The following is a 24,726-nucleotide window of genomic DNA, read 5'->3' as shown; positions in this document are numbered from 1 at the left end:
ATGATGCAGTGCAGCACGACGGACATTTGGGGGTTTACGACACAGGCGCGGGCGCGGCTATTGACGATCCTGAACCGCGTGCCGGAGACGACGGTGGGATACATCGGCGGGAGCGACACGCTGCCCGCGCCTCTGTCGCACGAGGAGGAACTGGCGCTCATGCAGCGCCTCAAGCAGCGCGACCCGCAGGTGAAGAGCCTGTTAATCGAGCGCAATCTGCGTCTGGTCGTCTACATCGCCAGAAAGTTTGAAAATACAGGCGTGGGAATCGAGGATTTGATATCCATCGGCACCATCGGACTTATCAAGGCGGTCAACACGTTTGATCCCGATAAGAAGATCAAGCTCGCAACCTACGCCTCCCGGTGCATCGAGAATGAAATTCTCATGTTTTTGCGCCGGAACAACCGGACGAAGCTCGAAGTTTCGCTTGACGAGCCGCTGAACACAGATTGGGATGGTAATGAGCTCCTGCTTTCCGACATCCTTGGAACCGAGGGGGATATGGTCTACCGCTCCGTCGAAGAGGGCGTCGAAAAGCAGCTGTTGGCTTCTGCCCTGAGCCGGCTGTCCTCGCGTGAAAAGAACATTATGTACCTGCGCTTTGGGCTCAAGGGAGGAAAGGAGAAGACACAAAAGGAGGTTGCGGACATTCTGGGCATTTCTCAGTCCTACATATCCAGGCTCGAAAAGCGCATTCTGGGCAGGCTTCAAAAGGACATGGTGCGCATGGGCTGACGCATAAAACGCACAGGCCAAGGCAATAATGCTCCCATCCGGCAAGGACGGAGGGAGAATGCATGGCGACGAACAAAGTAGAAATCTGTGGGGTGGATACATCCACACTTCCAGTGCTGACAAACGAACGGATGCGCGAGCTGTTTCCGCTCGTGCACGGGGGAGATCAAAAAGCGCGGGAAGAATTCATCCGCGGCAATCTGCGGCTGGTGCTCAGCGTCATTCAGCGATTCAACAACCGCGGGGAAAACGTAGACGACCTGTTTCAGGTCGGCTGCATCGGGCTCATCAAGGCACTGGACAACTTCGACGTGACGCAGAACGTGCGTTTTTCGACGTATGCGGTGCCGATGATTATCGGCGAGATCCGGCGCTACCTTCGGGACAATAACCCGATTCGCGTAAGCCGCTCGCTGCGCGATATCGCCTACAAGGCGCTATCCGCGAGGGACCGGCTGGCCTCGACGCTCGGCCGAGAGCCTACGATCCAGGAACTTGCCAAGCACATGGAGCTTCCCTGCGAGGACGTCGTGCTCGCACTGGAGGCGATCCAGGACCCGATATCGCTCTTTGAGCCCGTTTACAACGACGGCGGGGACGCGCTGTACATCATGGATCAGGTGAAGGATGAAAAGACAAACGACGAGGATTGGCTGGAGGGAATCGCCATACGCGAGGCCATGCACCGGTTGAGCGAGCGCGAGAAGCATATTCTGAAGATGCGCTTTTTCGATGGGCGCACGCAAATGGAAGTGGCGAGCGAAATCGGCATCTCGCAGGCGCAGGTGTCCCGCCTGGAAAAGACGGCACTTTCACACATGCGCAAATACATGTAGAGCCTGCAGGCGGAATCAACCCGTCTCGTGCAAAATGAATACACACTTTGCACGAATGTTACGGGGAAGTTTTCCTCCGCAAATGCTCCGCATTGGACTACGGAAAACGCCCCGCCCGACCGGCAAAGCCGGTCGATACGATTCCACATGAAGGGGAAGTCTCCCCTTCATGCATCCTCTCTGACATTCCGTTACTGTGTTGATGCTCTGTGAGGCGGGATTAATCCGCCTTTTTTCGTGTGACAAGCTGCCTGCTGATGCGCTCTCGCATACAATAGAGTATGCGAGGGAGGGGGAATCTTATGAGCCTGTCCGAGCTGAGAAACAAGGATGTCGTGAACGTGCCCGACGGGCGCGTGCTGGGCAAGGTGATGGACCTGGAGTTTTGCCCGCAGGACGGACGCGTGCAGGCGATCGTGGTGCCGGGCGCGTTCAGCGCGTGGCAGCTCATCAAGGGAGAGCGCAGCGGTGTGGTCATTCCATGGCAGCTTATTCAGAAAATCGGGGACGACGTCATCCTCGTTTGCCTGGACGACACGCAGAGCTGACAATTTTTCTTTACGATTCGCAGGGATTCGGTTATAATAGTTCAAACGAATTCCGGCGTTTCGAAAGGAAGGCACTTTCATGAAATGTATCTTTTGCAACTGTACGGACAGCCGCGTGGTCGATTCCCGCCCCACGGAGGACGGTGCGATTCGCAGGCGCCGCGAATGCGAACGCTGCGGGCGGCGCTTTACCACTTATGAGAAAATCGAGACGCTTCCGTTGCTGGTCATCAAGAAGGATCGCCGGCGCGAGCCGTTTGACGCCGACAAGATCCGCCGCGGGCTCGTAAAGGCGTGCGAAAAGCGTCCCGTCGCCATTGCGGATATCGAAGCGCTGGTCAACGAAATCGAGATGGCGATGCTCAACTCCATGGAGCAGGAAGTGACGACGCAGCGAATCGGCGAGATGGCGATGGAAGGTCTGCGCAAGCTCGACGAGGTCTCTTACATACGCTTTGCGTCGGTTTACCGGCAGTTCAAGGATATTCAGTCCTTTATGCATGAGCTGAGCCAGTTGCTCGCGGAGAACGCTCCCAGCGGGGAGAAGGAGCAGGAAAAAGAGCGCTGAGCGGCAGGTGAGCACATCCCTGGCAACCCTTTACCGGCATATTTCATCGTTTTTTTGCGCATCGTAGGCGTGATAAAGCGATGGAATGGCTTTGGGAAAGGGTTGTTTTTTTATGAATCAAAAACGTCTTAAAAAAATCATCGGAGTCGTACTCAGTCTGCTCGTTGTCGCCGTTAACTATTCGACGCCGGTGCAGCAGTTGACGAGCCTTCCAGACGCGCTCGTGCTTCGGGAAGGACAGGAGGTGCGCCTAGCATGGGGGCTTCCCTTAAAGGTGCGCATGAACCAGCAGGACGCAGCCGTGATTTCCTCCGGCGACGAGACGCTGTCGGACGTGGCGAGAACCGACGTGGAGCTCGCGGCCGTAAACGCCGGTCAGGCGCAGGTGCAGCTTTCGCTGTTTGGAAGCTGGCCGTTTAAAAACGTCGACGTACAGGTGCAGGATCAAAAGATCCTCGTCCCCGGCGGACAGGCGATCGGCGTGGCGCTGCACACGAGCGGCGTTTTAGTCGTGGGAACCTCCGACCTCTCCGGCGGCGCGTCGAATCCCGCGAAAAAGGCGGGGCTGAAGCCCGGAGACCTCATCTGCTCTATCGGCGGGCAGGAAATTCAAAGCGCGGAGCACCTGGCGGAGGTCGTGAACAAGCTGGGAAACGCGACCGTCGAGGTGGTCGTGAAGCGTACGGGCAAACAGGTGCACCTGAACGTATCGCCGGTGGTGGACGCGATCGACGGGAAATACCGGCTCGGAGTCTGGGTGCGGGACAGCACGGCAGGCGTGGGTACGCTGTCGTTTTACGACCCGGACAGCGGGTACTTCGGCGCGCTCGGACATGCTATCACGGACGTGGACACCGGGGAATTCCTGACTGTCCGCGAGGGGAACGTCATGCATGCACACATCGTGGACGTTCTGAAGGGTCAGCGCGGCGAGCCGGGCGAGCTGAAGGGTTCCTTCCTGAAGGAAGGAGAGACGTTCGGAAATATTCTGCTCAACAATCAGTTCGGTATCTACGGCAAGAGCGACGAAGCGGTCGTAAACCTGCTCTATCCGAATGGACTCCCGGTCGGTTCCAGAAGCAACGTTCACGAAGGAAAGGCGAGCATCCTCTCTACGGTAGACGGTGATACGATCAAGGAATACGAGGTGGAGATCACCCGCTGCGTTTCACAGGGAAGCGCTTCGCAGAAGGGAATGATTTTGCGCGTAACGGATCCGGAACTGCTTGAAACGACGGGCGGCATCGTACAGGGGATGAGCGGAAGCCCAATCCTGCAGGACGGATACATCATCGGTGCGGTCACGCACGTGTACGTGAACGACCCGACCCAGGGATACGGCATGTACATCGAGTGGATGCTGGAGCAATCAAAACAGGCGACCGCTGCGTAAAAGAGGAAGGACTTTGCGCATGCTGTGGCGAATACCCGTCTTGCAAGAAGCAAGATGGGGGGAGAAAACATGCAGGCTCCTTTTCGGGTTCTGGTCGCTTTGAACGATCAGAACCTTTCCGCATTTTTGCAATCGGAAATCCTGCGCGACCCGGAGTGGGATCTGATCGGCGCAACGCCAAGCGGGCTTAGCGCGTTGAAGATGACGGGCGCGTGGCTGCCGGACGCGGTCATCATGGATGCGTTTCTTCCGGGTCTCGACTGTGCCGCGTTTTTGCAGCGTCTGAAGGATGGCACGATCGAAAAGCTGCCCTTTATAGCGGCTATGACGGCCCCCGCTTTGATGGAGCGGACAGAAGCCCTGCTCGAACAGGGGGCGGACGCGCTTTGGGCGAAACAGGAATGCGCGCGCGAAATTTCAAACTTCAAGAAGACCGTCGAACGGCAGCCTTTGAGCAAAATTGCTTTTATGCGCATCAGTGAACGGACGGAATTGGCCTCGAAGCTGCTCATGCAGATCGGCATGAACAGTGCGCTGCTGGGTTTTGCGTATCTGGCCACATCCTCCGCTATCGCCTCGGTCAACCTGGAGCTTTCCAAGAATTTGAACGGCTGCGTCTATCGATGGGTCGCTCATAAGTATGGAACCACGCCTACGCTCGTGGAGCGCGCAATTCGGCATGCCATCGAGAGCACCGTCAATCATGCGAGCCCACAGCTTCTGTACGCAGTGTTCGGCAACACGATGGATCCGCAGCGCGGCAAACCGACGAACAGCGAGCTGATCGCCATGCTAGCGGAGCGCGTACGGCTGCAAAGCCAAAATGCAGGATGCGCGGATGCGCAAAGTACGATGGGTTGATTCTGAAACGAGCAGTAAGGGCCGCGCACAGCGCGCAGGCCGGAGGGGAAGCTATATGAACCGTAAAAAAGTAATCCTGATTGTTCTGGACAGCGTCGGTATCGGCGCTCTGCCGGATGCCGCGGACTACGGCGACGCAGGGGCGCACACGCTGCGCCACGTGGTGAATGCCTGCCATACGCGCATTCCGTACCTGATGAAGCTGGGGCTTTGCAACATCGAGGGCGCCGGGTTTGGCGAGACACAACCCGCGCCGATTGCCGCCTATGCCCGCATGCGCGAGGTCTCCGCAGGCAAGGACACGACGACCGGCCATTGGGAAATCGCCGGCGTAAAGCTCGATCAGCCCTTCCCGACCTTTCCGGAGGGTTTCCCTGCGGCGTTCATCGAGGCATTCGAAGCGCGTACAGGGCGCGGCACGATCGGCAATTACCCTTCGTCCGGAACGGCGATTCTGGATCAATTGGGAGAGGAACACATGAAGACGGGCAAGCTGATCGTCTACACCTCTGCGGACAGCGTCTTTCAGATCGCCGCGCACGAGGAGATCGTGCCGGTCGACGAGCTCTACCGGTACTGCGAGCTTGCCCGTGAAATGCTTCAGGGCGAACTTGGCGTCGGGCGCGTGATCGCGCGGCCCTTCATCGGAACGCCAGGGGCGTTCGTACGCACAGGGCGCCGCCGCGATTTTTCTATGCCGCCGCCCCGCAATCTGCTCGACGCGCTCTCCTCGGCTGGGCTCACCGTGTTTGGCGTCGGCAAGATCGAGGATATCTTCTGCCATCGCGGCTTGACTGGATCGAACCACGCGAGCGGCAACCCCGCGTGCATCGAGGCGACGCTCCGCTCGATGGAGGAGGATTACAGCGGCCTGCTGTTCACCAATCTGGTAGATTACGATATGCTCTACGGACATCGTAACGATGTTCAGGGGTATTCCGATGCGCTGGAAGCGTTTGATCGGAAGTTGCCCGAAATCTATGCGCGCATGAACGCGGGCGACATGCTCATCATTACGGCGGATCACGGCTGCGATCCGACGCATCCGGGCACCGACCATACGCGCGAGCACACGCCGATGCTGTGCTATCAAAAGGGCATCGGCAAGGGAGTCGACCTGGGCACGCGCGCGACCTATGCGGACATCAGCGCGACGATCCTCGACTTTTTCGACCTCGACAATCCCTTTACGGGGACATCATTCCTCGAAGAAACCAGATAAAGGAGCGCGAAGGTATGGAAGAATTGCAAAAGATCGAGGCCGCCGCCGCCGCTGTAAGAGCGGCCTGCGGTGAGGCGAAAATCGGTATTATCTTAGGCTCCGGCCTTGGCGACTACGCGCAGGCGTTGGAAGAGGCGAAGACGATCGCCTATCGGGAACTGCCCGGATTCCCAGTGTCTACCGTATCGGGGCACGCGGGCCTGTGGTATGCGGGAAAGCTGCATGGCAGGCGCGTATGCATGATGCGCGGACGTTTTCATTACTACGAGGGATACTCGCTTAAAGAGGTGACGCTTCCCGTTCGCGTGATGAAGAGCCTGGGCGTGGAAACGCTGATCGTCACCAATGCGGCGGGCGGTGTAAACACGTCGTTCCGGCCCGGCGATCTGATGATCCTTTCGGACTTCATCAACATGACGGGCGCAAATCCGCTGTTTGGTCAAAATCTAGACGCGTTTGGCCCGCGCTTTCCGGACATGAGTTACGCCTTTGACCCGGAACTGCGCCGTTTAGCAAAGGACAAGGCGGCGCGGCTCGGTTTCACGGCGCGTGAGGGCGTGTACGCTCAGATGCCGGGCCCCTGCTATGAGACGCCCGCGGAAATTCGCATGCTGCGTACCTTGGGGGCGGATGCTGTCGGAATGTCCACCGTACCGGAGGTGATCGTCGCACGTCACAGCGGCATGCGCGTGCTGGGCATCTCCTGTATTACGAACATGGCGGCGGGTATTTTGGGGAAACCGCTGTCGCACGCCGAGGTGATGGAGACGGGCGAGCGCGTGAAGGGCACGTTCCGCGCGCTGCTGGATGAAATCGTCAGCGCGCTGTAGATATTCCTTATGAATAGAAAGCCTTCCGCAGCGGGGATGCTATTTCCAAACGCTGCGGGAGGTTTTAGATTGTGAAGGGCATGAAGCGGTTTGCCGCGCTGATGCTGTGCGCGCTGGTTCCCCTTTTATCCGGAACTGCGATGGCGCAGGATGCGCCGCTGGAAGAAAATGTACCTGTCGAACTGAGCTGTCCGTCCGCTATCCTGATCGAGGCCTCCACGGGCCAAGTGATCTTTGAAAAAAACGCGGACGAACAGCGCCCGGTCGCGAGCGTGACCAAGATCATGACGATTTTGCTCACGTTGGAGGCGATCGAGCAAAAGGCCGTGTCGCTGGACGACCAAGTGATGGTCAGCCAAAACGCCGCGGGAATGGGCGGCAGCCAGGCGCTGCTGGATGCGAACCAACCCTATGCGCTGGGCGAGCTGCTCAAGTCGACCATCGTAGCCAGCGCAAATGACGCCGCCGTGGCGCTCGCGGAGCACATCGCGGGCGCACAGGAGGTCTTCGTGCAGCGCATGAACGCGCGCGCCAAGGAGCTGGGCCTGGAAAACACGAATTACGTCAACTGCACGGGCCTTCCGGCCGAGGGGCAGCACACCACCGCGCGGGACGTCGCCACGCTCTCGCGCCAGCTGGACCGCTTCCCGCTCTACTATAAGTACAGCACGATCTGGATGGACACCATCGCCCATAAGGGTGGTCGCGTGACGGAGCTGACAAACACGAACCGTCTGATTCGTTTTTACGAGAACTGCGACGGATACAAGACGGGCTCCACCAACGAGGCGAAGTATTGTGTGTCGGCGTCGGCTAAACGCGGGGGATTGCGGCTGATCGCCGTCGTCCTTGGCGCACCGGGCGGTCAGGTGCGGTTTGACGAGGCCCGCAAGATGCTGGACTACGGCTTTGCGAACTACCAGATGTCCAAGGTGGTGGGCGAGGGAGCCGACATGGACATGCAGGTTGCCGTCAAGATGGGACTCAAGGACAGCGTAGGCGTGCTGGCAGGCGAGGAGATTTCAATGCTGCTCAGGAAGGGCGAGGAAGGCGCGCTCAGCATCGAAGTCGCCCTGCCTGAGACGATCACGGCGCCGGTACAAAAAGGCGAGGCGATTGGCGAAATCACGGTGCGCAAGGGCGAACGGGTCGTCGCAACCGCGCCTGCCGTGGCGGCGGAATCTATCGGCATGCCGGGCATGCTGGAGGCGCTGCTGCGCATCTTGGAAAACTGGCGCGTAAATTAGAAAAACGAAGAGGCTGCCGAAAGGCGCCTCGGACCATCAACAAAGTATCGTCTTGTAAGGGGATGCATGAAGGGGAAGCTTCCCCTTCATGTGTCATCGTATCGACCGGCTTTGCCGGTCGGGCGGGGCGTTTTCCGCAGTCAAATGCGCAGCATTTGCGGAGGAAAACATGACCCGTGACATTCGTGCAAAATGAAGATTCATTTTGCACGAGGCCATCGACAAAGTCGATGGCCAGAGGCTGCCGAAAGGCGCCTTTTTCGTTCTGTAAAGGCCGAGATTCAAGCGACGCTTCCTCCTTCGGTTGCGCGATCTGCGCGAATGCGGTATAATAAATCGAACGAAAAAGCTGCTGGAGGCGTTTGATGGATTTATTAAAAATGCTTCGCGACAATCCGATGCAATTTCTTGATTTTTCACTCTATCGCGTGCCCGCGGTTCTGATTGCGCTTTGCTGTCACGAGTGGGGGCACGCGTTCGTCGCTTACCTTTGCGGCGACCCGACCGCTAAACTGATGCACCGCATGACACTCAACCCGCTGCGTCACCTGGACCCGGTGGGAACGATCATGCTTTTCTTTCTGGGTTTCGGATGGGCGAAACCGGTGCCCGTCAATCCCCATAACTTCCGGAATGGACGCTGGGACGACCTGAAGGTCTCCATTGCGGGTATTTCGGTTAACCTGTTGATTTTTCTTGGATGCACGCTGGCGCTCGTGGGCGTCACCTATTATGCCTGGACACCGGAGATGCTGCGAATCTACTCGTTGAAAAGCCTCCTGGGCATCAATAGCGGTATAGCGGCGAATATTATGATGGGGAACAGCGCTTTTTTTGCGGATTCCATGCTGCATCCCGGCGCGCTTCCCGTCCTGCGCATGCTCATGCAGATCGCCCACATCAACCTGTATATCGCGTTGTTTAATCTGGTGCCCGTGCCGCCGCTGGACGGCTATCACGTGCTGAACGATCTGGTGCTCAGAGGACGCTGGCAAATTACGCAGCGGCAGGCTCAGATCGGTATCGGCGTCGTGCTGGCGGTTTCCTTTATGACGAATTGGCTCTCCATCGCCCTCAATTTTGCCGCGACCGGCATTCAAAATTTCATCTTACGCTTCTTTATGTGAGGATTGCATGGCCTATATCATACAGCTTAAACAGTTTGAGGGCCCGCTCGACCTTCTGCTGCACCTGATTTCGCGCGCGCAGATCGACATTTGCGACATCTTCATTTCGGAGATCACGGAACAGTATTTGGCGGCGATGGGCGACGTCGCCTCTTTAGACATGGATACGGCAAGCGAATTTCTTGCGATGGCGGCGACGCTGCTTGAGATCAAATCCCGCGCGCTGCTGCCGCGCCCGCCGGAGCCGGAAGAAGAGGGGGAGGAGACGCCGGAGCAGGCGCTCATTCGCCGTCTGACCGAGTACAAGCTTTACAAGGAGAGCGCCGGGCAGATGAAGGACTTTGAAAAAGCGGCGCAGTCTGTCTTTTCAAAGCTGCCGGAGGAATATCCGCTGCCGCCGCCGACCTATCAGCTGGACGGGCTGACGATGGAGGGGCTGGTTGCGGCGATCGAGCGCATACTGGCCCGTATTGAGCTTAAAAACGCGCCCGGCCCATCGGTACGTTCGATCGAGCGGGACAGCTATTCCATCGAGGAGTGCGTCGTGCGCATAGCCCAGCGCATAAAGAAGGGGCCCGCGTATTTTACGGAGCTTTTCAGCGACAGCCCCTGCAGGGACGAGGTCATTACGCTTTTCATGGCGCTTTTAGAGCTTTTACGCCTTGGCAGACTGCACATCGAGCAGGCGCACGTATTTGACGACATATTGCTGTTGCCGGGCAGGAGGGAGATCCCCAGTGGAGCAAGTTGAACTGAGCAAGGTGATCGAGGCGATTCTCTTCGTCTCCGGAGAACCCGTGGAGCAGGCAGAGCTGGAAAAGGCGCTGGAGGTAACCTCGATGGAACTTACGGCGGCGCTGGACGAGCTCGAGAACGACTTTGAACGCGAGAAACGAGGTATTCGCCTGCTGCGCTTCGGAGACCACGTGCAGCTCGGCACGCGGCCGGACTATGCGCCTTACGTCGAGCGGCTCCTGCAGCCCATTCAAAAGCAGACGCTTTCGCAGGCCGTCATGGAAACGCTGGCGGTCATCGCGTACAAGCAGCCGGTGACGCGCGGTGAAATCGAGGCGATTCGAGGCGTCAAGTGCGATTACTCTGTGCAGTCGCTGGTGAACAAACGCCTGATCTGCGAGGTGGGACGCAAGGAGACGCTCGGCCGTCCCATCCTCTACGGCACGACGGACGAATTTCTCCGGCATTTCTGCATATCCTCGCTTGATGAACTGCCCCGGGTGGACTTCAGCGCGGTTGAAGCCGCGGTCAACGCGGGAGCAGCGGAAGAATAGGCAAGGAAGGACGACGGCCGCTCTTGCGGTTGAAAACGAAAAGGGAGGAAAAGCACATGACGCAAAGGCAAAACCCGCTCAGCAAGCCCCAAAGCCAGCTCGTCCTGCTCATCAGCGGCGATGGAATCGACTTTGAGGCGATTTCCGACGCATTGGGGCTCAAAAGCACGGACGTGCGCCACAAGGGTGAGGTCATCAACCGCCTGCCCCAAATCGTCGCGGAGCACGACGAATGGTATCACGAGATCGAGCTTACGGAGAGCAACGACGTAGACACGGCCATGAACGACCTATTGGAGACGCTGGCGCAGCACAAGGAAAAGCTGTCCGCGCTGCAAGACAGGTATGCGATCATTCTGCGCATGCACGTCAAGTCCGACTACGCGCGCATCTTTTACCGGCTGATGCCGGATACCCTGGCGCGCCTGGCCAAGACGGGCGTGCCGCTCGAGGTATCCGTCCTTTCATGGGGAAAGATGCCCTTTCAAACCGTAAGCGAGACGGAATAAAGCGGCATGAGGAGAGGGGAAGATTCAAATGAAGAAATTTTTTAATGATTTTAAGGCATTTGCGATGCGCGGCAACGTCGTGGATATGGCGGTCGGCGTCATCATCGGCGGTGCGTTCGGAAAGATCGTCTCTTCATTGGTTGCGGATATCTTCATGCCGTTGATCGGTATGCTCACCGGCGGCATCGACATCAGCGGTGCATTCTACGCGTTGGACGGCGGTGCCTACGCCTCTGCGCAGGCCGCGGCGGATGCGGGCGTCGGAACGCTCAATTACGGCGTTTTCCTGCAAAACGTCATCGATTTTCTGCTGATTGCGCTGTGTATCTTCCTGATGATTAAGCTCATCGCCAAGGTCATGCCCGCAAAGGCCGAACCGCCCAAGGAAGAACCGCGCCTTTGTCCGTACTGCAAGGCGGAAATCCATAAGGATGCCACGCGGTGCCCGCACTGTACCTCCGCATTAAACGAATGAGATTCAAAAGAAAGATGAAAGCGATCCTTTCAGCGGGTGGAAGGATCGCTTTCATCTTTCATATGCGATACGGGGGAAATCTATGTTATCCCTTTACAGGGCTGTTTTCAAAGAAAGCGTATGCGAGATCAGCGAGGCGCTGACGGGACGGGTCAGTTCACCGCGCTGAGCGAGATGAGCGAGGCCGTAAAGCATGACGCGCGCGCTGCATTCGACGTATTCTACGTCCGCTTCGCCCTCCTGCGCGGCCTGCGATACAATCCGGCAAAGGGAGGGGACGACATGGTCAGTGATACGGGTGACGGCGTCCTCGTAGAGCGCAGCATGCTGGGGCAAGCACAGGTCCGCGAAGAAGGGCGTTTCCTTCAGGCGGCCCCAAATTTCGCTGTCGAGCACGGCCGTAAGCTTTTCATGCCCGGTCAGCGGAGCGTCGGCAATGCGGCAGATCACGTCCTCGCAGTGAGAAGCCCATCCCTCTGCGACGGCTTTGACCATATCGTCCTTGGTGGTAAAATAATAATAGAAGAGACCTTTGGCCACGTCGACCGCAGCGACGATTTCCGCGACAGAGGTCTTCACAAAACCCTGCATCGTGAACAGCTTGGCCGCGGCCTCGACCATTTCCGCTTTTCTTTCTTCCGGCTTTTTGACGGTACGCATGGAATCGCTCATCCTTCCTTGGTTCCTTGTGGGGATCGTTCTTGGTGGTTGTATCATACTGCGATCGGTTCTCAGCATCAAGCGTTAGCCGCCTAATCATTCGTTTTCTGTGCCGAACCGTCAAAACAGGCGCTTCAAATTACAGAAAGGTTTCAGGCAAACGAATCTGCGCTTGACATGACCCCCCTGTATGCGCTACACTACCGCTAGTAGGGCGGCGGTCATCCGCCGCAAGTAGAATAAGGAGGATTCCCCATGAAAAACGCCAGACGCATCCTTGGTTTGCTGCTCTCTCTAATGCTCGTGCTGGGCACGACGGCCGCGCTCGCCGACGAAGAAGGCTCCGTGAAGATCGGTATTTTACAGTATGTGGAGCATGCGGCGCTGGACAGCGCGACAGAAGGGTTTAAGCAGGCCCTGAAGGAAAACGGCTATGAGGACGTTACCATCGATTACAAGAACGCTTCCGGCGACAACGCGACGCTGCAGCTCATGGCGGAGCAGTTTGCGTCGGGAGATTATGACGTACTGCTGGGCGTCGCGACGCCCGCCGTGCAGGCGCTGCTTACCGCTGTGAGCGACAAGCCGATCCTCGGTACGGCCGTAACCGATTACGTATCGGCCGGGCTGGTCGCTTCCAACGAAGCGCCCGGCGCGAACCTGACGGGCACGAGCGACATGAACCCGGTGGACAAGCAGATCGACCTGCTGATGCAGCTCGTGCCGGACGCGAAGACGATCGGTGTGCTGTACACCTCCAGCGAGGTAAACTCCGAAATCCAGGCCAAGATGGCGGAACAGGAAGCTGCCCGCTACAGCCTCGGTGTCGTCACCAAGACCATCAGCGCGGTGGGCGAGGTGCAGCAGGCGGTGGAATCCCTGGTCGGCCAGGTGGACGCGCTTTACATCCCCACGGACAACATCTGCGCGTCGGCTATGGCGGTCATCGCCTCCGTCGCGAATCCCGCGAAGCTGCCTGTCATCGTCGGCGAGGAAAACATGTGCAACGAGGGCGGACTCGCGACCATCGGCCTGAACTACACGAAGCTCGGCTATCAGACGGGTATGATGGCGGTGCGGATTCTGAAGGATGGCGCTAACCCCGCCGAAATGCCGATTGAAGGCCTCGGAGACGCGGACGTTTACCTCAATCAGGTGACGGCGGACGAGGTGGGCATCGTCTTCCCGCAGGAGCTGGTCGACGCGGCGGTGAACATCGTCAAGGCCGAATAAGCGCCTCTTCGTTTCCAAAGACACCTGCAAAGGCGGTGGCGTTTTGCCATCGCCTTTGGCGGGTTTTGAAAGACAGGAGATTGCACATGTTTTTAGCCAGACTGTGGCAGGCGATGCCGAGCGCCGTTTCGCTGGGCTTCCTGTGGGGCGTCATGACGCTGGGCGTATATCTCACGTACAGAATTCTTGATTTTGCGGATCTTACGGTCGACGGCAGCTTTGCGCTGGGCGGCGCCGTGCTGGCGCGTCTTGCGACGCTTGGAATGAATCCCTTTATCGCGACGCTTTTTTCGTTCTGTGTGGGTATGCTTGCGGGCGCCTGCACGGGCCTCATGCACACAAAATTGAAAATTCCCGGTCTACTGGCCAGTATTCTGACGCAGATCGGTTTATATTCGGTCAATTTGCACGTGATGACCAAGGCGAACATCTCCCTCAACACGTTCGTCGCGGGCAAGCGCACGAGCCTGACGCTGTTCAACGAGGTGCCGTCTTTCGGGCTTTCCGACAAGATGGTCATTCTGCTGTACGGCGGCATTATCGTGGCGGTCGTCATCGCGCTGCTTTGGTGGTTTTTAAATACGGAGGTCGGCATTACGATGCGCTCCACCGGCGATAACGAGCGCATGTCGCGCGCGTTGGGCGTCAATACGGATGCGATGAAGCTTCTGTGCCTGATGCTGTCCAACGGTTTGGTGGGGCTGTCTGGCGCGCTCATCGCGCAGAACAACTGCGTCGCAACCCTGGATATGGGCGCGGGAGGCATCGTATTCGGCCTTGCGGCGGTCATCATCGGCGAGGTGCTCTTCCGTCAGAAGTCTCTGCTCGGTAAGCTGATCGCGGTCATCCTCGGCTCCATCGTCTACCGCATTATTCAGTCTGTGGTGCTGATCCTCAACTGGCCGCCGGAGGACTTTAAGCTGCTCTCCGCGATCATCATCGCGATCGCGCTGGCGCTGCCCGTCATCTCGGAAAAGCTGGCCCCCATCTTCGGCAAGAAGAAGGAAGCGGCTTCGCAAAGCGTGAAGGCGGAGGAGGCGCAGACGGAGAAGCACGATAATACGCTTACGCAGCCGGTGGAGGAGGCGGAGCAGGGCGGGACGTCCTCTTCGCTGTCCATCAGCGGCATTTCCAAGACGTTCAACGCGGGCACGATCAACCAGAAGATCGCGCTGGCGGGCGTCGATTTACAGCTCGATCCGGGTGATTTTGTCACCATTATCGGCGGCAACGGCGCCGGTAAATCGACGCTGCTCAACTCCGTAGCAGGCGTTTACACGGTAGACGGCGGGCATATCGCCATCGGTGAAAACGCAGTTACCAGGACGCCTGAGTACAAACGCGCCGCGCTCATCGGCCGCGTGTTCCAGGATCCCATGATGGGCACCGCCGCGAACATGACGATCGAAGAGAACCTGTCCATCGCGCTGCGCCGTGGCAAACGCCGCACGCTGGCGCCGGCCATACGCAGCGGAGAGCGCGCGCAGTATCGCGAAGCGCTGAGATCGCTCGACCTGGGGCTGGAAAACAGGCTCAAGTCGCGCGTCGGCCTGCTTTCCGGCGGCCAGCGACAGGCGCTGACACTTCTGATGGCCTCGCTCAACAAGCCGCAGCTTCTGCTGCTCGACGAGCACACGGCAGCGCTTGACCCCAAGACGGCCAAGAACGTCCTCACCTTGACCCAGCGCATCGTTCAAAAATACGGCCTGACCGCCATGATGGTCACGCATAATATGAAGGATGCTCTGCAATACGGCAACAGAACGATCATGATGCACGAAGGCAAGGTCATTTTGGACATTGACAGCAGGACCAAAGAGCGTTTGCACGTGGAGGACCTGCTCGTGATGTTCGAACGCGCCAGCGGCGACGCGCTGAACAACGATCGGATGCTGCTATCATAAAGCCAAGCCGTACCCCGCGCCTTTGGCGCGGGGCATTCCAATCAAAGAAGGAGGAAACCATTTCTTATGAGAAAAACCAAGATCGTCTGCACTGTAGGCCCGGCCAGCGAGGACGTACAGATGCTTTCCAGCCTCATGGACGCGGGCATGAACGTCGCGCGGCTGAACATGTCGCACGGCAGCTACGACGAACAACGACCCCGCATCGAGAACATCAAGCGCCTGCGCAGGGAGAAGAACATTCCTCTTGCGATCATGCTCGACACCAAAGGGCCTGAAGTGCGCACGGGCGTGCTGAAGGACGGCAAGGTGACGCTCGTGGACGGGGAGACGTTCGTGCTCACCTCGCGTGAGGTAGAGGGCGATCAAAAGTCCGTCTCCGTGACCTACCCGGCGCTTTGCACCCACGTGAAAGCCGGAACGCGCATCCTCATCGACGACGGCCTGATCGGTCTGGAGGTCATCCGCGTCGAGGGGGGCACGGATATCGTGTGCCGCGTCGTCGAAGGCGGCGTGCTGGGCAGCAAGAAGGGCGTCTCCGTTCCGGGCGTCGATCTGGAAATTCCAGCGATCAGTCAGAAGGACCGTGAGGACATTCTCTTCGGCATTGAAAACGGCATCGACCTGATCGCGGCTTCGTTCATCAGCCACGCTTCCGACGTCATGTTTATCCGCAAGCTGCTGGAAGATAACGGGGGCGAGAACATCCAGATCTTCTCCAAGATCGAGAACCGCCTGGGCGTGGACAATTTTGACGAGATCCTGAAGGTTTCCGACGGCATCATGATCGCGCGCGGCGACCTGGGCGTCGAGGTGGACATGGAAGAGGTACCGGTGCTGCAAAAGGCGTTTACGCGCAAGTGCAACATCGCGGGCAAGCCCGTCATTACCGCGACCCAGATGATGGATTCCATGATGCGCAACCCCCGTCCGACGCGCGCGGAAGCGAACGACGTAGCCAATTCCATCATGGATGGCACCGATGCGATCATGCTCTCCGGCGAGACGGCATCCGGAAAATACCCGCTGGAAGCGCTGAACGCGATGCGCCGCATCGCCAATTACGTCGAGGAGCGTTTCAGCTTCAAGCGCATGGCGCAGCTTCATGACGTTTCCGAGACGGGGCGTTCGCTCACCAACGCGGTCAGCTATGCCTGCTACACGATGGCGATGGATCTGAACGCGGCGGCGATCATCACGCCTACGCGCGGCGGGTTCACGGCGAGGCTGGTCGCGAAGTACCGGCCTTCCTGCCATCTGGTTGCGACGACGGACAACGAGAAGACCTACCATCAGCTGGGCGTCGTCTGGGGCGTGCAGCCGGTACACATGCCCTCTGCGGGCAACACGGACGACATGGTGCAGTCCTCGGTAGACGCGGTGCGCGACGCTGGATTCCTCTCCGACGGCGACATCGCGATCATCACGGCGGGCGTGCCCACCGGCGTCAGCGGCACCACGAACCTTATCAAGGTGCACGTAGTCGGCGACGTACTGCTTCGCGGCAAGGGCGTCGGCACCACGAGCGCTTCCGGGCGCGTTTGCGTCGCCCATAAGACGAGCGACTTAGGCAACCGATTTCAGCCCGGCGACGTGCTGGTAACCTCCATGACCACCAATGACATGCTTCCCATGATCCGCAAAGCCGCCGCGATTATCGTGGAAAGCGACGACCTGACCTGCCACGCGGCCATCGTGGGCTGTGCGCTGGACATTCCGGTCATCCTGGACGGTTCGATGACGGCGACGCACAAGCTCAAGGACGGCATGAGCGTATCCGTTGACCCGAACTGCGGTTATGTCTACAACGGCGACATGGTAAACCGATAACGACATGAAAAAAGAGAAGGAACGCGAAATGATCGCAGTCCTTCTCTTTTTTATGGCTTGAACGAGGGGTTCATTTCTGTTTTTTTCCCTTCAGGGTCGAAAAGTCGAGCTTGTTTTCCTTGCCTGCCAGCAGCCGCTGGATGTTCGCCCTGTGGCAGAAGACGGCCAGCACGCAGATGACGACGAGGCAGAGCGTGACGCGCAGATCAAAGGGCGTGGTCGCGGTGATGATGAAAGGATAAAGGCAGGCGCTCGCGATGGAGCCGACGGATACGTAATGGGTCAGCGCCACGATGAGGATGAAGAACGCCAGCACGATCAGCGACTGAATGGGATAGAGGTAGAGGAGCAGGCCAAAGGAGGTAGCGATGCCCTTTCCGCCCTTAAAGTGCAGCAGCGCGGGGAAGTCGTGGCCCACGATTGCCGCGATGCCGCCGAGCAGCGCGCCGAACTTGCCGCCGAGCAGCCATCCGCCGATCAGGGCGGCGATGATGCCCTTGAGCATGTCGCCGATGAGCGTCAGCGCCGCGCTGGAGCGTCCGAGGACGCGGAGCATGTTGGTGGAACCGGCGCTCTTGCTGCCGTAATCCCGGATGTCCATGCCCTTCGCGCAGCGGGAGAGCACCACGCCGGTTGAAAAATTGCCAAGCAGATAACCGACGACGAGAACCAGCAATAGCTTTAGCATATCAATTCTCCTTTTGCTTCTGCCGTAAGATGAAACGAACCGGCGTGCCCTCAAATCCGAACGCCTTGCGGAACTGATTCTCCAGGTATCGCTCATACGCGAAATGCATCAACGTTTCGTCGTTGATGAACAGCACGAAGGTGGGCGGGCAGGTGCCCTGCTGCGTCGCGTAGTAGATCTTGAGCCTCCGCCCGCCGCTCGCGGGCGGCTGGAGCGCGGTGGTAGCGTCCGCGAGCACGTCGTTGAGCACACCCGTGGTAATGCGCTTGCTGGCCTGCTCGTAGACCGCCCGGACTGACTCCAGCACCTTGGAAACGCGCTGGCCGCTGAGCGCGGAGATAAAGAGCACCGGGGCATAGGTCATGAATTTGAGGTCGTCCAGCACCTGCTTTTTGTAGTTCTCCAACGTCTTGGTGTCCTTTTCGACGGCATCCCACTTGTTGACGACCACGATAGCCGCCTTGCCCTCGTCGTGGACGTAGCCGGCGATCTTGGTGTCCTGCTCGGTGACACCGTCGTTTGCGTCGACGACGATGACAGCCACGTCGCAGCGCCGGACGGCGGTCAGCGAGCGCACGATGCTGTAACGCTCGATGGATTCGTCCTCGATGGTGCGCTTACGACGTATGCCGGCGGTATCGATGATGTTATATCGTATGCCGTCCTGGCTAAATTCGGTGTCAATCGCGTCGCGCGTGGTGCCGGGAATATCGGATACCATCGTGCGGTTCTGGCCGAGCAGGCGGTTGGTGAGCGAGGACTTGCCGACGTTGGGGCGGCCTACGATAGCCACTTGGATGACATGCTCCTCCTCATCTTCCTGCTGCGTGCTGCCTTGGGGCAGCAGCTTTACGATCTCGTCGAGCAGATCGCCCAGACCCAGCATGTTTGCGGAGGAGATCGCGATGGGCTCGCCGATGCCGAGCGTATAAAAGTCGTAGATATTGTCGCTCATGTCGGGCGTGTCCATCTTGTTGACCACGAGCAGCACCGGTTTCTTGGTGCGCCGCAGCATGTTGGCCACGTCCATGTCGTCCGCGGTCATGCCGGTTCGCCCGTCGACAAAAAAGAGGATGACGTCGCAGGTTTCCATGGCGATTTCCGCCTGTTCGCGCATCTGGGAAAGCAGCACGTCGTCCGTGCGCGGGTCGATGCCGCCGGTATCGATCAACGTAAACTTATGGGTCAGCCATTCCACGTCCGCATAGATGCGATCGCGCGTAACGCCGGGCGTATCTTCAACGATGGAAATGCGCCTTCCGGCGATGCGGTTAAAAAATGTCGATTTACCGACGTTGGGGCGTCCCACGACGGCGACCAGGGGTTTTGCCATGATTATCCCTCCAAACCACGCAGCGCATAGAGCAGCTCGGCGCCGTCGTTGGGCACCGGGCGAATCGGTATGCGAAGCGCCTGTTCAACCTGCTCGAGCGTCATGTCGTCCAGAAAGACGTTTTCGCCCGCGCGCAGCATAGATTGTGTAATGAAGATTTCGTCGGCCTCGACGCCCGCGAGCTGTGCCGCGAGGTCCTGACCGGTCAGAAGGCCGGAAACGGTGACCGTTTCCCCAAAAAAACGATTGAGTACGGGCTGCACCGTCACCTCCACGCCCGGAATTGGGTACGAGGCGATGAGGCTGTGCATAAAAGGCGCGACAGAAGTGCCGGTCGCCATCACGACACGGCGCGGCCTTGCACCCGTGTCGTCGGGGTCAAGACGCAGGGCGGTCTCAAACTCATCCGCAAACTGCCGCAGAAGCCCGACGCCGTTTTCGATTTGCGGAAAGTCCTCATAGGCTTCGCAGGGCGGAATGGGTTCCTCAGCGATTTGATAGAATTCGTCCGAGGGAAAGACGAAGCGCGTTCCATGCGCGCGCAGCATCCGTTCCTGCCAGCGGTGCGCTGTTGAGACGACGGCTTTGGCTTCTTCCTTCGTGTACGGGCGAAGCGGGTAGAGCGCTTCGCGATACTTCGTGAGGCCGACCGGTACGAGCGCGGCCGTCAGCGCAGCCGGGCAAAGGCCCGTCAGATCCGCAAGCGTTCGCTCCAGGGCGCCGCCGTCGTTGATTCCGGGACACAGGACGATCTGACAGTGAAAGTGGATACCCGCGTCCGCAAAGCGACGCAGATGTTCCATGATGCGGCCCGCCTGATTGTGGTGAAGCATGCGCTTTCGCAGCTCCGGATCAGTCGTGTGGACGGAAATATAGATGGGGCTGGCCTTGCGGTCGATAATGCGCTGCATTTCGGCGGGCGGCAGGTTGGTCAGCGTGACGAAATTGCCCGCGATCAGGGAAAGGCGCCAATCGTCATCGCGCACGTAAAGAGAGGGGCGCATGCCCGGGGGCATCTGCTCGATAAAGCAGAACATGCAGTGGTTCGCACAGGTCTTGGGGTACGTCATCAGCGTCGATTCCAGCGTCAGGCCCAATGTGTCCGCATCGCTCTTGTCGATCGAAAACGAATACTCCGTTCCGTCCTCGCGGGACAGGAGCAGCGTCAGGTGCTTTCGGGCCGTCAGGTATTGGTAGTCGACCTGATCCAGCACCGGCGTTCTGTTGATGGAGATGAGCGTATCGCCCTTTTTGACGCCGTGGCGCGCAGAAATGGAATGCGGCGCGACATCGACAATGCGTTGCGGCAAATCGGACAGCCTCCTCGGTTCAGCGTAGATTGCGATGTAAACCCAACATATTATCGGGTATTTGGGAATCAAAGTCAAGCCTTCGGCAAAATCGCAGGCAAAAAAGGGGCTGTAAGCAGCGCTTACAGTCCCGGTTGCCCGTCACTTCGGCGGGTTGTCCTTGTCAGGCCGCTTGCCGAACAATCCGCCCGTGATTTCACTCGTGTTCCTCCTGAGCTTTTCGCCCATGCCTTTGCCGCTGCCTGTGGCGAGAAAGGCAAAGACCAGCACGGCGACGCCCGCGATGACCAGCATCCATACGATACCGCTGCCGGAGCCCGCGTCGGACTGGGCGGCATCCGCGCCGCTGCCGCCGGACGCGCCCGACTGCGTACCGCCGGAGGAAGCGCTCTTCTGCGGGGTATTTCCCGCGCTGCCGGAGGTGCTGCCGCTGACCTCGCCGTACAGCGTCTTGGACAGGACGTTCGCCATCAAATCCGCGGAGGCGATGGCGCGCTCCTTGGAGATGGTGTGCGTGCCGAACTCCAGCAGGATGGCGTGGGGCATGATCTCCTGGTTATAGTTGCCCTTGCCGATGAAGATGTCCTTGATGAGACCGGGGTACATCTTGTCGGCCACAGCCTTGATCTGTTTGGCGAACGCCCGGTTCGCGTCGCTGTTCTGGTTCGCCTTGCCTACCAACAGGCGTACCTTGGATACGTTTTCCCCCTTCACCGTGTGCGTGTACTCCTCAGGCGCCGGGATGCCGTCACGGTGAATGTCGATGAGGGCGTCCGGCCCTTTTTCGGCCAGACGCGTGGCCGTCTGGCGCGAGCGGCGGTACGCGCCGCCGTCATGCGGCAGGTGCGTGGAGGTATCGAGCGCGACCGTGATGCCGCGCTTTTCAAGCGCCGCCTTGAGCTCCTCGGCCACGTCGTAAATGCCGCCGCGCGTCTCCTTGCTCTCCGTGCCGTCCGTGGGGATGTACGACTCGTCACTATGGGTCACGTACATCGCGATGAGCTTCTGCTGTTCCTGCGCATAGACGGAGACGGCTTCCTGTGCGTCAAGCCACGAGACGTCCGGCATTTCCTCGTCGCCGGCGAGAAGGGCCACGGCTGTCTTCTGCCCCTCATCCGCGGATTTGATCCGATAGAGCTTGTTGTCCGCGCTGATGTACTCGTCGTCGGCGTTCACCGTTCCCGCGATTTGAAAGAGCTGATCGCCGGATTCCGTGAAGACCGTGTAGCATTCGTCCGCGGTGTCGCCGACGCTTGCCCGCGTCGTCAGCGGCATCAGCAGCAGGCAGACGGAAGCGAGCATTGCAAGGTACTTTTTCATTTTTTCCGCCTCCCTGTGGCGATTGCGCCATCCTCCATCGGCTCCTTCGCCGCGCCGCTCGTGAGCCGTTCCAGCGCTTCTCCGACGAACTCCGCCAGCAGGACGGCGAGCAGCCCGGAAATGACCACGGCGTCGAGCGCGCCCGCGCTGCCCAGGTGCAGCGTCTGGTCGATGCCGTTCGCCCAGTTGACCGCACCGACGGCGATATCCGCCAGCAGCACGCCGACGACGCCCGCGAAGAAGGCCGCCCTGCGCGAACGGCCGAGCAGATAGGCGACGACGCCTGCCGCCAGCCCGTAGACGTAGTTGGGGTCGATGTAGGTCTGAATCGGGTCGGCCGGCATGATCCGTCCCAGCAGGTAGACGGCCGCGCCCGTCAGGACGGCGGCGACGAGGGCGCGGATGCGCTCCTTATTCGTTCCGGCGCGCACGAGCAGATAAATACAGATTCCCAACGGGATCAGCGCGCCGCCGATGTTGAGCGTCACGCGGCCGAATTGCAGGTCAGGAAGCCAGCCTCCGACAAAGATGGCCGCGACCATGAGCAGCGCTTGGCGGTCCGTCAGATACATGCGGTCCAGCACGCGCTGGCCGACGCCGAACAGGATGAGCAGCGCCAAAACGGTGAGGAGTACCATCCCAATAGACATGACTGCACCTCGTTTCGGGATTTATTGACGGACGTATTATGCGGGAAAGGAAGGGAGATTATCCTTTTTACGTGGACGATTTCAAAAGATCAGCGTAGTAGATGGACGGGATTGCGAAAAAAGCGGAATTATGATAGAATTAATATTTAGCAAAATTGGTTGCTTGGGATGAATCAGGAGGATGGTCAATGGCAAAGCAGTATAACGCCGGCGTGCTGAAAGTGTTGGAGGGCCTGGACGCGGTGCGCATGCGCCCCGGCATGTACATCGGATCAACGGGTCAAAGAGGTCTTCATCATCTGGTATGGGAGATCGTAGACAATGCGATCGACGAGGCGTCCAACGGCTTTGCAAGCGAGGTCAAGGTCGAGCTGCACAAGGACGGTAGCGTCAGCGTGGAGGACAACGGGCGCGGCGTTCCGGTGGATATGCATCCGCAGCTGGGCATTACGGGCGTCGAGGTCGTTTACACCAAGCTGCACGCGGGCGGCAAGTTCGACCACGAGAACTACGGGTATTCCGGCGGCCTGCACGGGGTAGGCGCTTCGGTCGTGAACGCGCTTTCAAAGTGGATGACGGTGGACGTCTACATCAACTGGACGCACTACCGCATGCAGTTCAGGAGCGAATACGACCCGAAGGAGGGAAAGGTCACGGCCGGACGCGCCGTGGGGCCGCTCGAAAAGATCGGGAATACGCGCAAAAAGGGCACGCGGGTGACGTTCATGCCGGACGATTCGATCTTTGAGGAGACGGTCTTCAACGGCGACACCGTCCGCCGCCGCCTGCGCGAGCTGGCGTACCTCAACAAAGGGCTTCGCATCGTCTATACGGACGAGCGCGTCAAGGAACCGGAAGAGCGCGAGCACGTCTTCCAGTTTGACGGCGGGCTCGTCGATTATGTGCAGTTCCTGAACCGGGACAAGACCCCGCTTTTCGAGCAGGTCGTCTTTTTTGAGGGTATGAAGGACGACGTCATCACCCGCATCGCTTTTCAATACAGCGACAGCTACACGGACAACGTCTTTTCCTACGTCAACAACATCCCCACAGCGGAGGGCGGAACGCACGAAATCGGGTTCAAGGCCGCTTACACGAAGGCCTTTAACGATTTTGCCCGCAAGATCGGCGCGCTCAGGGAAAAAGACAACAACCTGGCGGGTGAGGACTTCCGCGAGGGGCTCACGGTGGTGCTCTCCTGTTCGGTGCGCAATCCGCAGTTCGAGGGGCAGACAAAGGGCCGTTTGGGCAATACGGAGGTGCGCCCGGCGGTCGAAGCGCTGGTGAGCGAAAAGCTGACGGCATTTCTGGAGGATCTAAAGAATCAGGACCTTGCGCAGCGGATCGTCGAAAAAGCCATCCGTGCGGCCAAGGTACGCGAGGCATCGCGCAAGGCCCGCGAGGTGGCGCGCGCGAAAAACCAGCTCGACGCGGCCCCGCTGGTCGGCAAACTGTCCAGCTGCACGGGCAGAAAGCCCGAGGAAAACGAGCTGTTCATCGTCGAAGGTGATTCTGCCGGCGGTTCCGCCAAGCAGGGACGCGACCGGCGTTTTCAGGCGATTTTGCCGCTTCGCGGCAAGCCGCTCAACGCGGAAAAGAAGCGCATCGATCAGGTGCTCGCGAACGACGAGTTCCGCTCCATCATCACCGCGTTAGGCACGGGCATCGACGAGGATTTCACCCTCGCGCCGCTCAAATACCACAAGGTGATCATCCTTTCCGACGCAGATCAGGACGGCGCGCACATCCGTGCCATCCTACTGACGTTCTTTTACCGGTACATGCGCGAACTCGTCACGGAAGGCCACGTGTACATCGGCATGCCGCCGCTTTACCGCGTGCAGCGCGGCAAGGACATCCAGTACGCCTACGACGACAAGGAGCTGCGCCGGCTCACGAAGAGCGGCGGCAGAGGCTATACGATCCAGCGCTACAAGGGCCTGGGCGAGATGGACCCGGAGCAGCTGTGGGATACGACGATGAACCCGGAGAACCGCAAGCTCATGCAGGTGACCATCGAAGACGCCGCTGAGGCGGAACGCATGGTTACCATCCTGATGGGCGACAAGGTAGAGCCCCGGCGAGACTACATCAGCGCCAACGCGAACTTCAACAAGGTGGATACATTCCTGGAGCACGAGGGGAGGGCGTAAGA

Annotated in this window: 24 protein-coding genes and 1 pseudogene; 19 read left to right on the top strand and 6 right to left on the bottom strand. The window is 59.1% G+C overall.

The window, feature by feature from the left end:
- The 14 genes from sigE (at position 1) to mscL (ending at position 11,643) form a co-directional block, all read left to right on the top strand.
- Entirely contained in the window at positions 1–738 is a 738-nt protein-coding gene (sigE, locus tag C1725_RS11010) for an RNA polymerase sporulation sigma factor SigE (protein ID WP_346026590.1), read from the top strand.
- A gap of 62 nt (positions 739–800) precedes the next feature.
- Positions 801–1,574 carry an RNA polymerase sporulation sigma factor SigG gene (sigG, locus tag C1725_RS11005; RefSeq protein WP_102411653.1) on the top strand — a complete coding sequence of 258 codons (774 nt, stop codon included), beginning with the start codon at positions 801–803 and terminating at the stop codon, positions 1,572–1,574.
- A gap of 302 nt (positions 1,575–1,876) precedes the next feature.
- Positions 1,877–2,122, top strand: a complete 246-nt coding sequence (locus tag C1725_RS11000; RefSeq protein ID WP_346026589.1) for a PRC-barrel domain-containing protein — start codon at positions 1,877–1,879, stop codon at positions 2,120–2,122.
- 79 nt (positions 2,123–2,201) lie between these two features.
- The gene (gene nrdR / locus C1725_RS10995; RefSeq protein WP_102411651.1) at positions 2,202–2,690 is read left to right on the top strand and encodes a transcriptional regulator NrdR; all 489 of its coding nucleotides are present in this window, start codon (positions 2,202–2,204) and stop codon (positions 2,688–2,690) included.
- 112 nt (positions 2,691–2,802) lie between these two features.
- The gene (spoIVB, locus tag C1725_RS10990; RefSeq protein WP_346026588.1) at positions 2,803–4,083 is read left to right on the top strand and encodes a SpoIVB peptidase; all 1,281 of its coding nucleotides are present in this window, start codon (positions 2,803–2,805) and stop codon (positions 4,081–4,083) included.
- 69 nt (positions 4,084–4,152) lie between these two features.
- Entirely contained in the window at positions 4,153–4,944 is a 792-nt protein-coding gene (locus tag C1725_RS10985; RefSeq protein ID WP_346026587.1) for a sporulation initiation factor Spo0A C-terminal domain-containing protein, read from the top strand.
- Between the two features lie 55 nt (positions 4,945–4,999).
- Positions 5,000–6,166, top strand: coding sequence for a phosphopentomutase (locus tag C1725_RS10980; protein ID WP_102411648.1), 1,167 nt, complete (start codon positions 5,000–5,002; stop codon positions 6,164–6,166).
- A 14-nt stretch (positions 6,167–6,180) separates the two neighbouring features.
- A complete protein-coding gene (locus tag C1725_RS10975) occupies positions 6,181–6,996 on the top strand; it encodes a purine-nucleoside phosphorylase (protein WP_102411647.1) in 816 nt (271 codons plus the stop codon).
- Between the two features lie 80 nt (positions 6,997–7,076).
- Positions 7,077–8,243 carry a serine hydrolase gene (locus tag C1725_RS10970; protein WP_346026888.1) on the top strand — a complete coding sequence of 389 codons (1,167 nt, stop codon included), beginning with the start codon at positions 7,077–7,079 and terminating at the stop codon, positions 8,241–8,243.
- 365 nt (positions 8,244–8,608) lie between these two features.
- Positions 8,609–9,370: a site-2 protease family protein gene (locus C1725_RS10965; protein WP_102411645.1), complete on the top strand. Its 762-nt coding sequence runs from the start codon at positions 8,609–8,611 to the stop codon at positions 9,368–9,370.
- 7 nt (positions 9,371–9,377) lie between these two features.
- Complete coding sequence (locus C1725_RS10960) at positions 9,378–10,121, top strand: segregation/condensation protein A (RefSeq protein WP_102411644.1); 744 nt, start codon at positions 9,378–9,380, stop codon at positions 10,119–10,121.
- Positions 10,108–10,659 carry an SMC-Scp complex subunit ScpB gene (scpB, locus tag C1725_RS10955; RefSeq protein ID WP_346026586.1) on the top strand — a complete coding sequence of 184 codons (552 nt, stop codon included), beginning with the start codon at positions 10,108–10,110 and terminating at the stop codon, positions 10,657–10,659. The genes C1725_RS10960 and scpB overlap by 14 nt, the downstream gene beginning before the upstream one ends.
- 56 nt (positions 10,660–10,715) lie before the next feature.
- Entirely contained in the window at positions 10,716–11,168 is a 453-nt protein-coding gene (locus tag C1725_RS10950; RefSeq protein WP_102411642.1) for a DUF4279 domain-containing protein, read from the top strand.
- A gap of 28 nt (positions 11,169–11,196) precedes the next feature.
- Complete coding sequence (mscL, locus tag C1725_RS10945; protein ID WP_102411641.1) at positions 11,197–11,643, top strand: large conductance mechanosensitive channel protein MscL; 447 nt, start codon at positions 11,197–11,199, stop codon at positions 11,641–11,643.
- Between the two features lie 93 nt (positions 11,644–11,736).
- Here the strand turns inward: mscL and C1725_RS10940 are convergent, their stop codons facing one another.
- Positions 11,737–12,303 carry a TetR/AcrR family transcriptional regulator gene (locus tag C1725_RS10940; RefSeq protein WP_346026585.1) on the bottom strand — a complete coding sequence of 189 codons (567 nt, stop codon included), beginning with the start codon at positions 12,301–12,303 and terminating at the stop codon, positions 11,737–11,739.
- A gap of 255 nt (positions 12,304–12,558) precedes the next feature.
- Here C1725_RS10940 and C1725_RS10935 point away from each other — a divergent pair, with 255 nt between their 5' ends.
- From C1725_RS10935 to pyk, 4 genes and pseudogenes are all read left to right on the top strand, one after another.
- A complete protein-coding gene (locus C1725_RS10935; protein ID WP_102411639.1) occupies positions 12,559–13,536 on the top strand; it encodes an ABC transporter substrate binding protein in 978 nt (325 codons plus the stop codon).
- An 86-nt stretch (positions 13,537–13,622) separates the two neighbouring features.
- Positions 13,623–14,477, top strand: a pseudogene (locus C1725_RS19380) (ABC transporter permease); the annotation flags it as partial.
- A 171-nt stretch (positions 14,478–14,648) separates the two neighbouring features.
- Positions 14,649–15,440, top strand: a complete 792-nt coding sequence (locus C1725_RS19375) for an ABC transporter ATP-binding protein (RefSeq protein ID WP_346026887.1) — start codon at positions 14,649–14,651, stop codon at positions 15,438–15,440.
- A 66-nt stretch (positions 15,441–15,506) separates the two neighbouring features.
- Complete coding sequence (gene pyk / locus C1725_RS10925) at positions 15,507–17,270, top strand: pyruvate kinase (protein ID WP_102411637.1); 1,764 nt, start codon at positions 15,507–15,509, stop codon at positions 17,268–17,270.
- Positions 17,271–17,340: 70 nt separating this feature from the next.
- On the opposite strand, the gene plsY is transcribed toward pyk, so the two are convergent.
- From plsY to C1725_RS10900, 5 genes are all read right to left on the bottom strand, one after another.
- Positions 17,341–17,958 (bottom strand): glycerol-3-phosphate 1-O-acyltransferase PlsY, encoded by a 618-nt coding sequence (gene plsY / locus C1725_RS10920; protein ID WP_346026584.1) that lies wholly within the window; start codon positions 17,956–17,958, stop codon positions 17,341–17,343.
- 1 nt (position 17,959) lies between these two features.
- Positions 17,960–19,291: a ribosome biogenesis GTPase Der gene (der, locus tag C1725_RS10915; protein WP_102411635.1), complete on the bottom strand. Its 1,332-nt coding sequence runs from the start codon at positions 19,289–19,291 to the stop codon at positions 17,960–17,962.
- A gap of 2 nt (positions 19,292–19,293) precedes the next feature.
- Positions 19,294–20,601: a DUF512 domain-containing protein gene (locus C1725_RS10910; RefSeq protein ID WP_102411634.1), complete on the bottom strand. Its 1,308-nt coding sequence runs from the start codon at positions 20,599–20,601 to the stop codon at positions 19,294–19,296.
- Positions 20,602–20,742: 141 nt separating this feature from the next.
- Positions 20,743–21,921 (bottom strand): stage II sporulation protein P, encoded by a 1,179-nt coding sequence (gene spoIIP / locus C1725_RS10905; protein ID WP_102411633.1) that lies wholly within the window; start codon positions 21,919–21,921, stop codon positions 20,743–20,745.
- Positions 21,918–22,571, bottom strand: coding sequence for a YphA family membrane protein (locus tag C1725_RS10900; RefSeq protein WP_102411632.1), 654 nt, complete (start codon positions 22,569–22,571; stop codon positions 21,918–21,920). Before C1725_RS10900 ends, spoIIP begins: the two co-directional genes overlap by 4 nt.
- Positions 22,572–22,759: 188 nt before the next feature.
- Between C1725_RS10900 and C1725_RS10895 the strand changes: the two genes are divergently transcribed.
- Positions 22,760–24,724 carry a DNA gyrase subunit B gene (locus C1725_RS10895; protein WP_102411631.1) on the top strand — a complete coding sequence of 655 codons (1,965 nt, stop codon included), beginning with the start codon at positions 22,760–22,762 and terminating at the stop codon, positions 24,722–24,724.
- Positions 24,725–24,726 lie beyond the last annotated feature (2 nt).

The organism is Beduinella massiliensis (genome assembly GCF_900199405.1).
Lineage (GTDB): Bacteria > Bacillota > Clostridia > Christensenellales > Aristaeellaceae > Beduinella > Beduinella massiliensis.
Note: the sequence above shows the minus strand (reverse complement) of the source record. Positions and strands in the feature narration are given on the sequence as shown.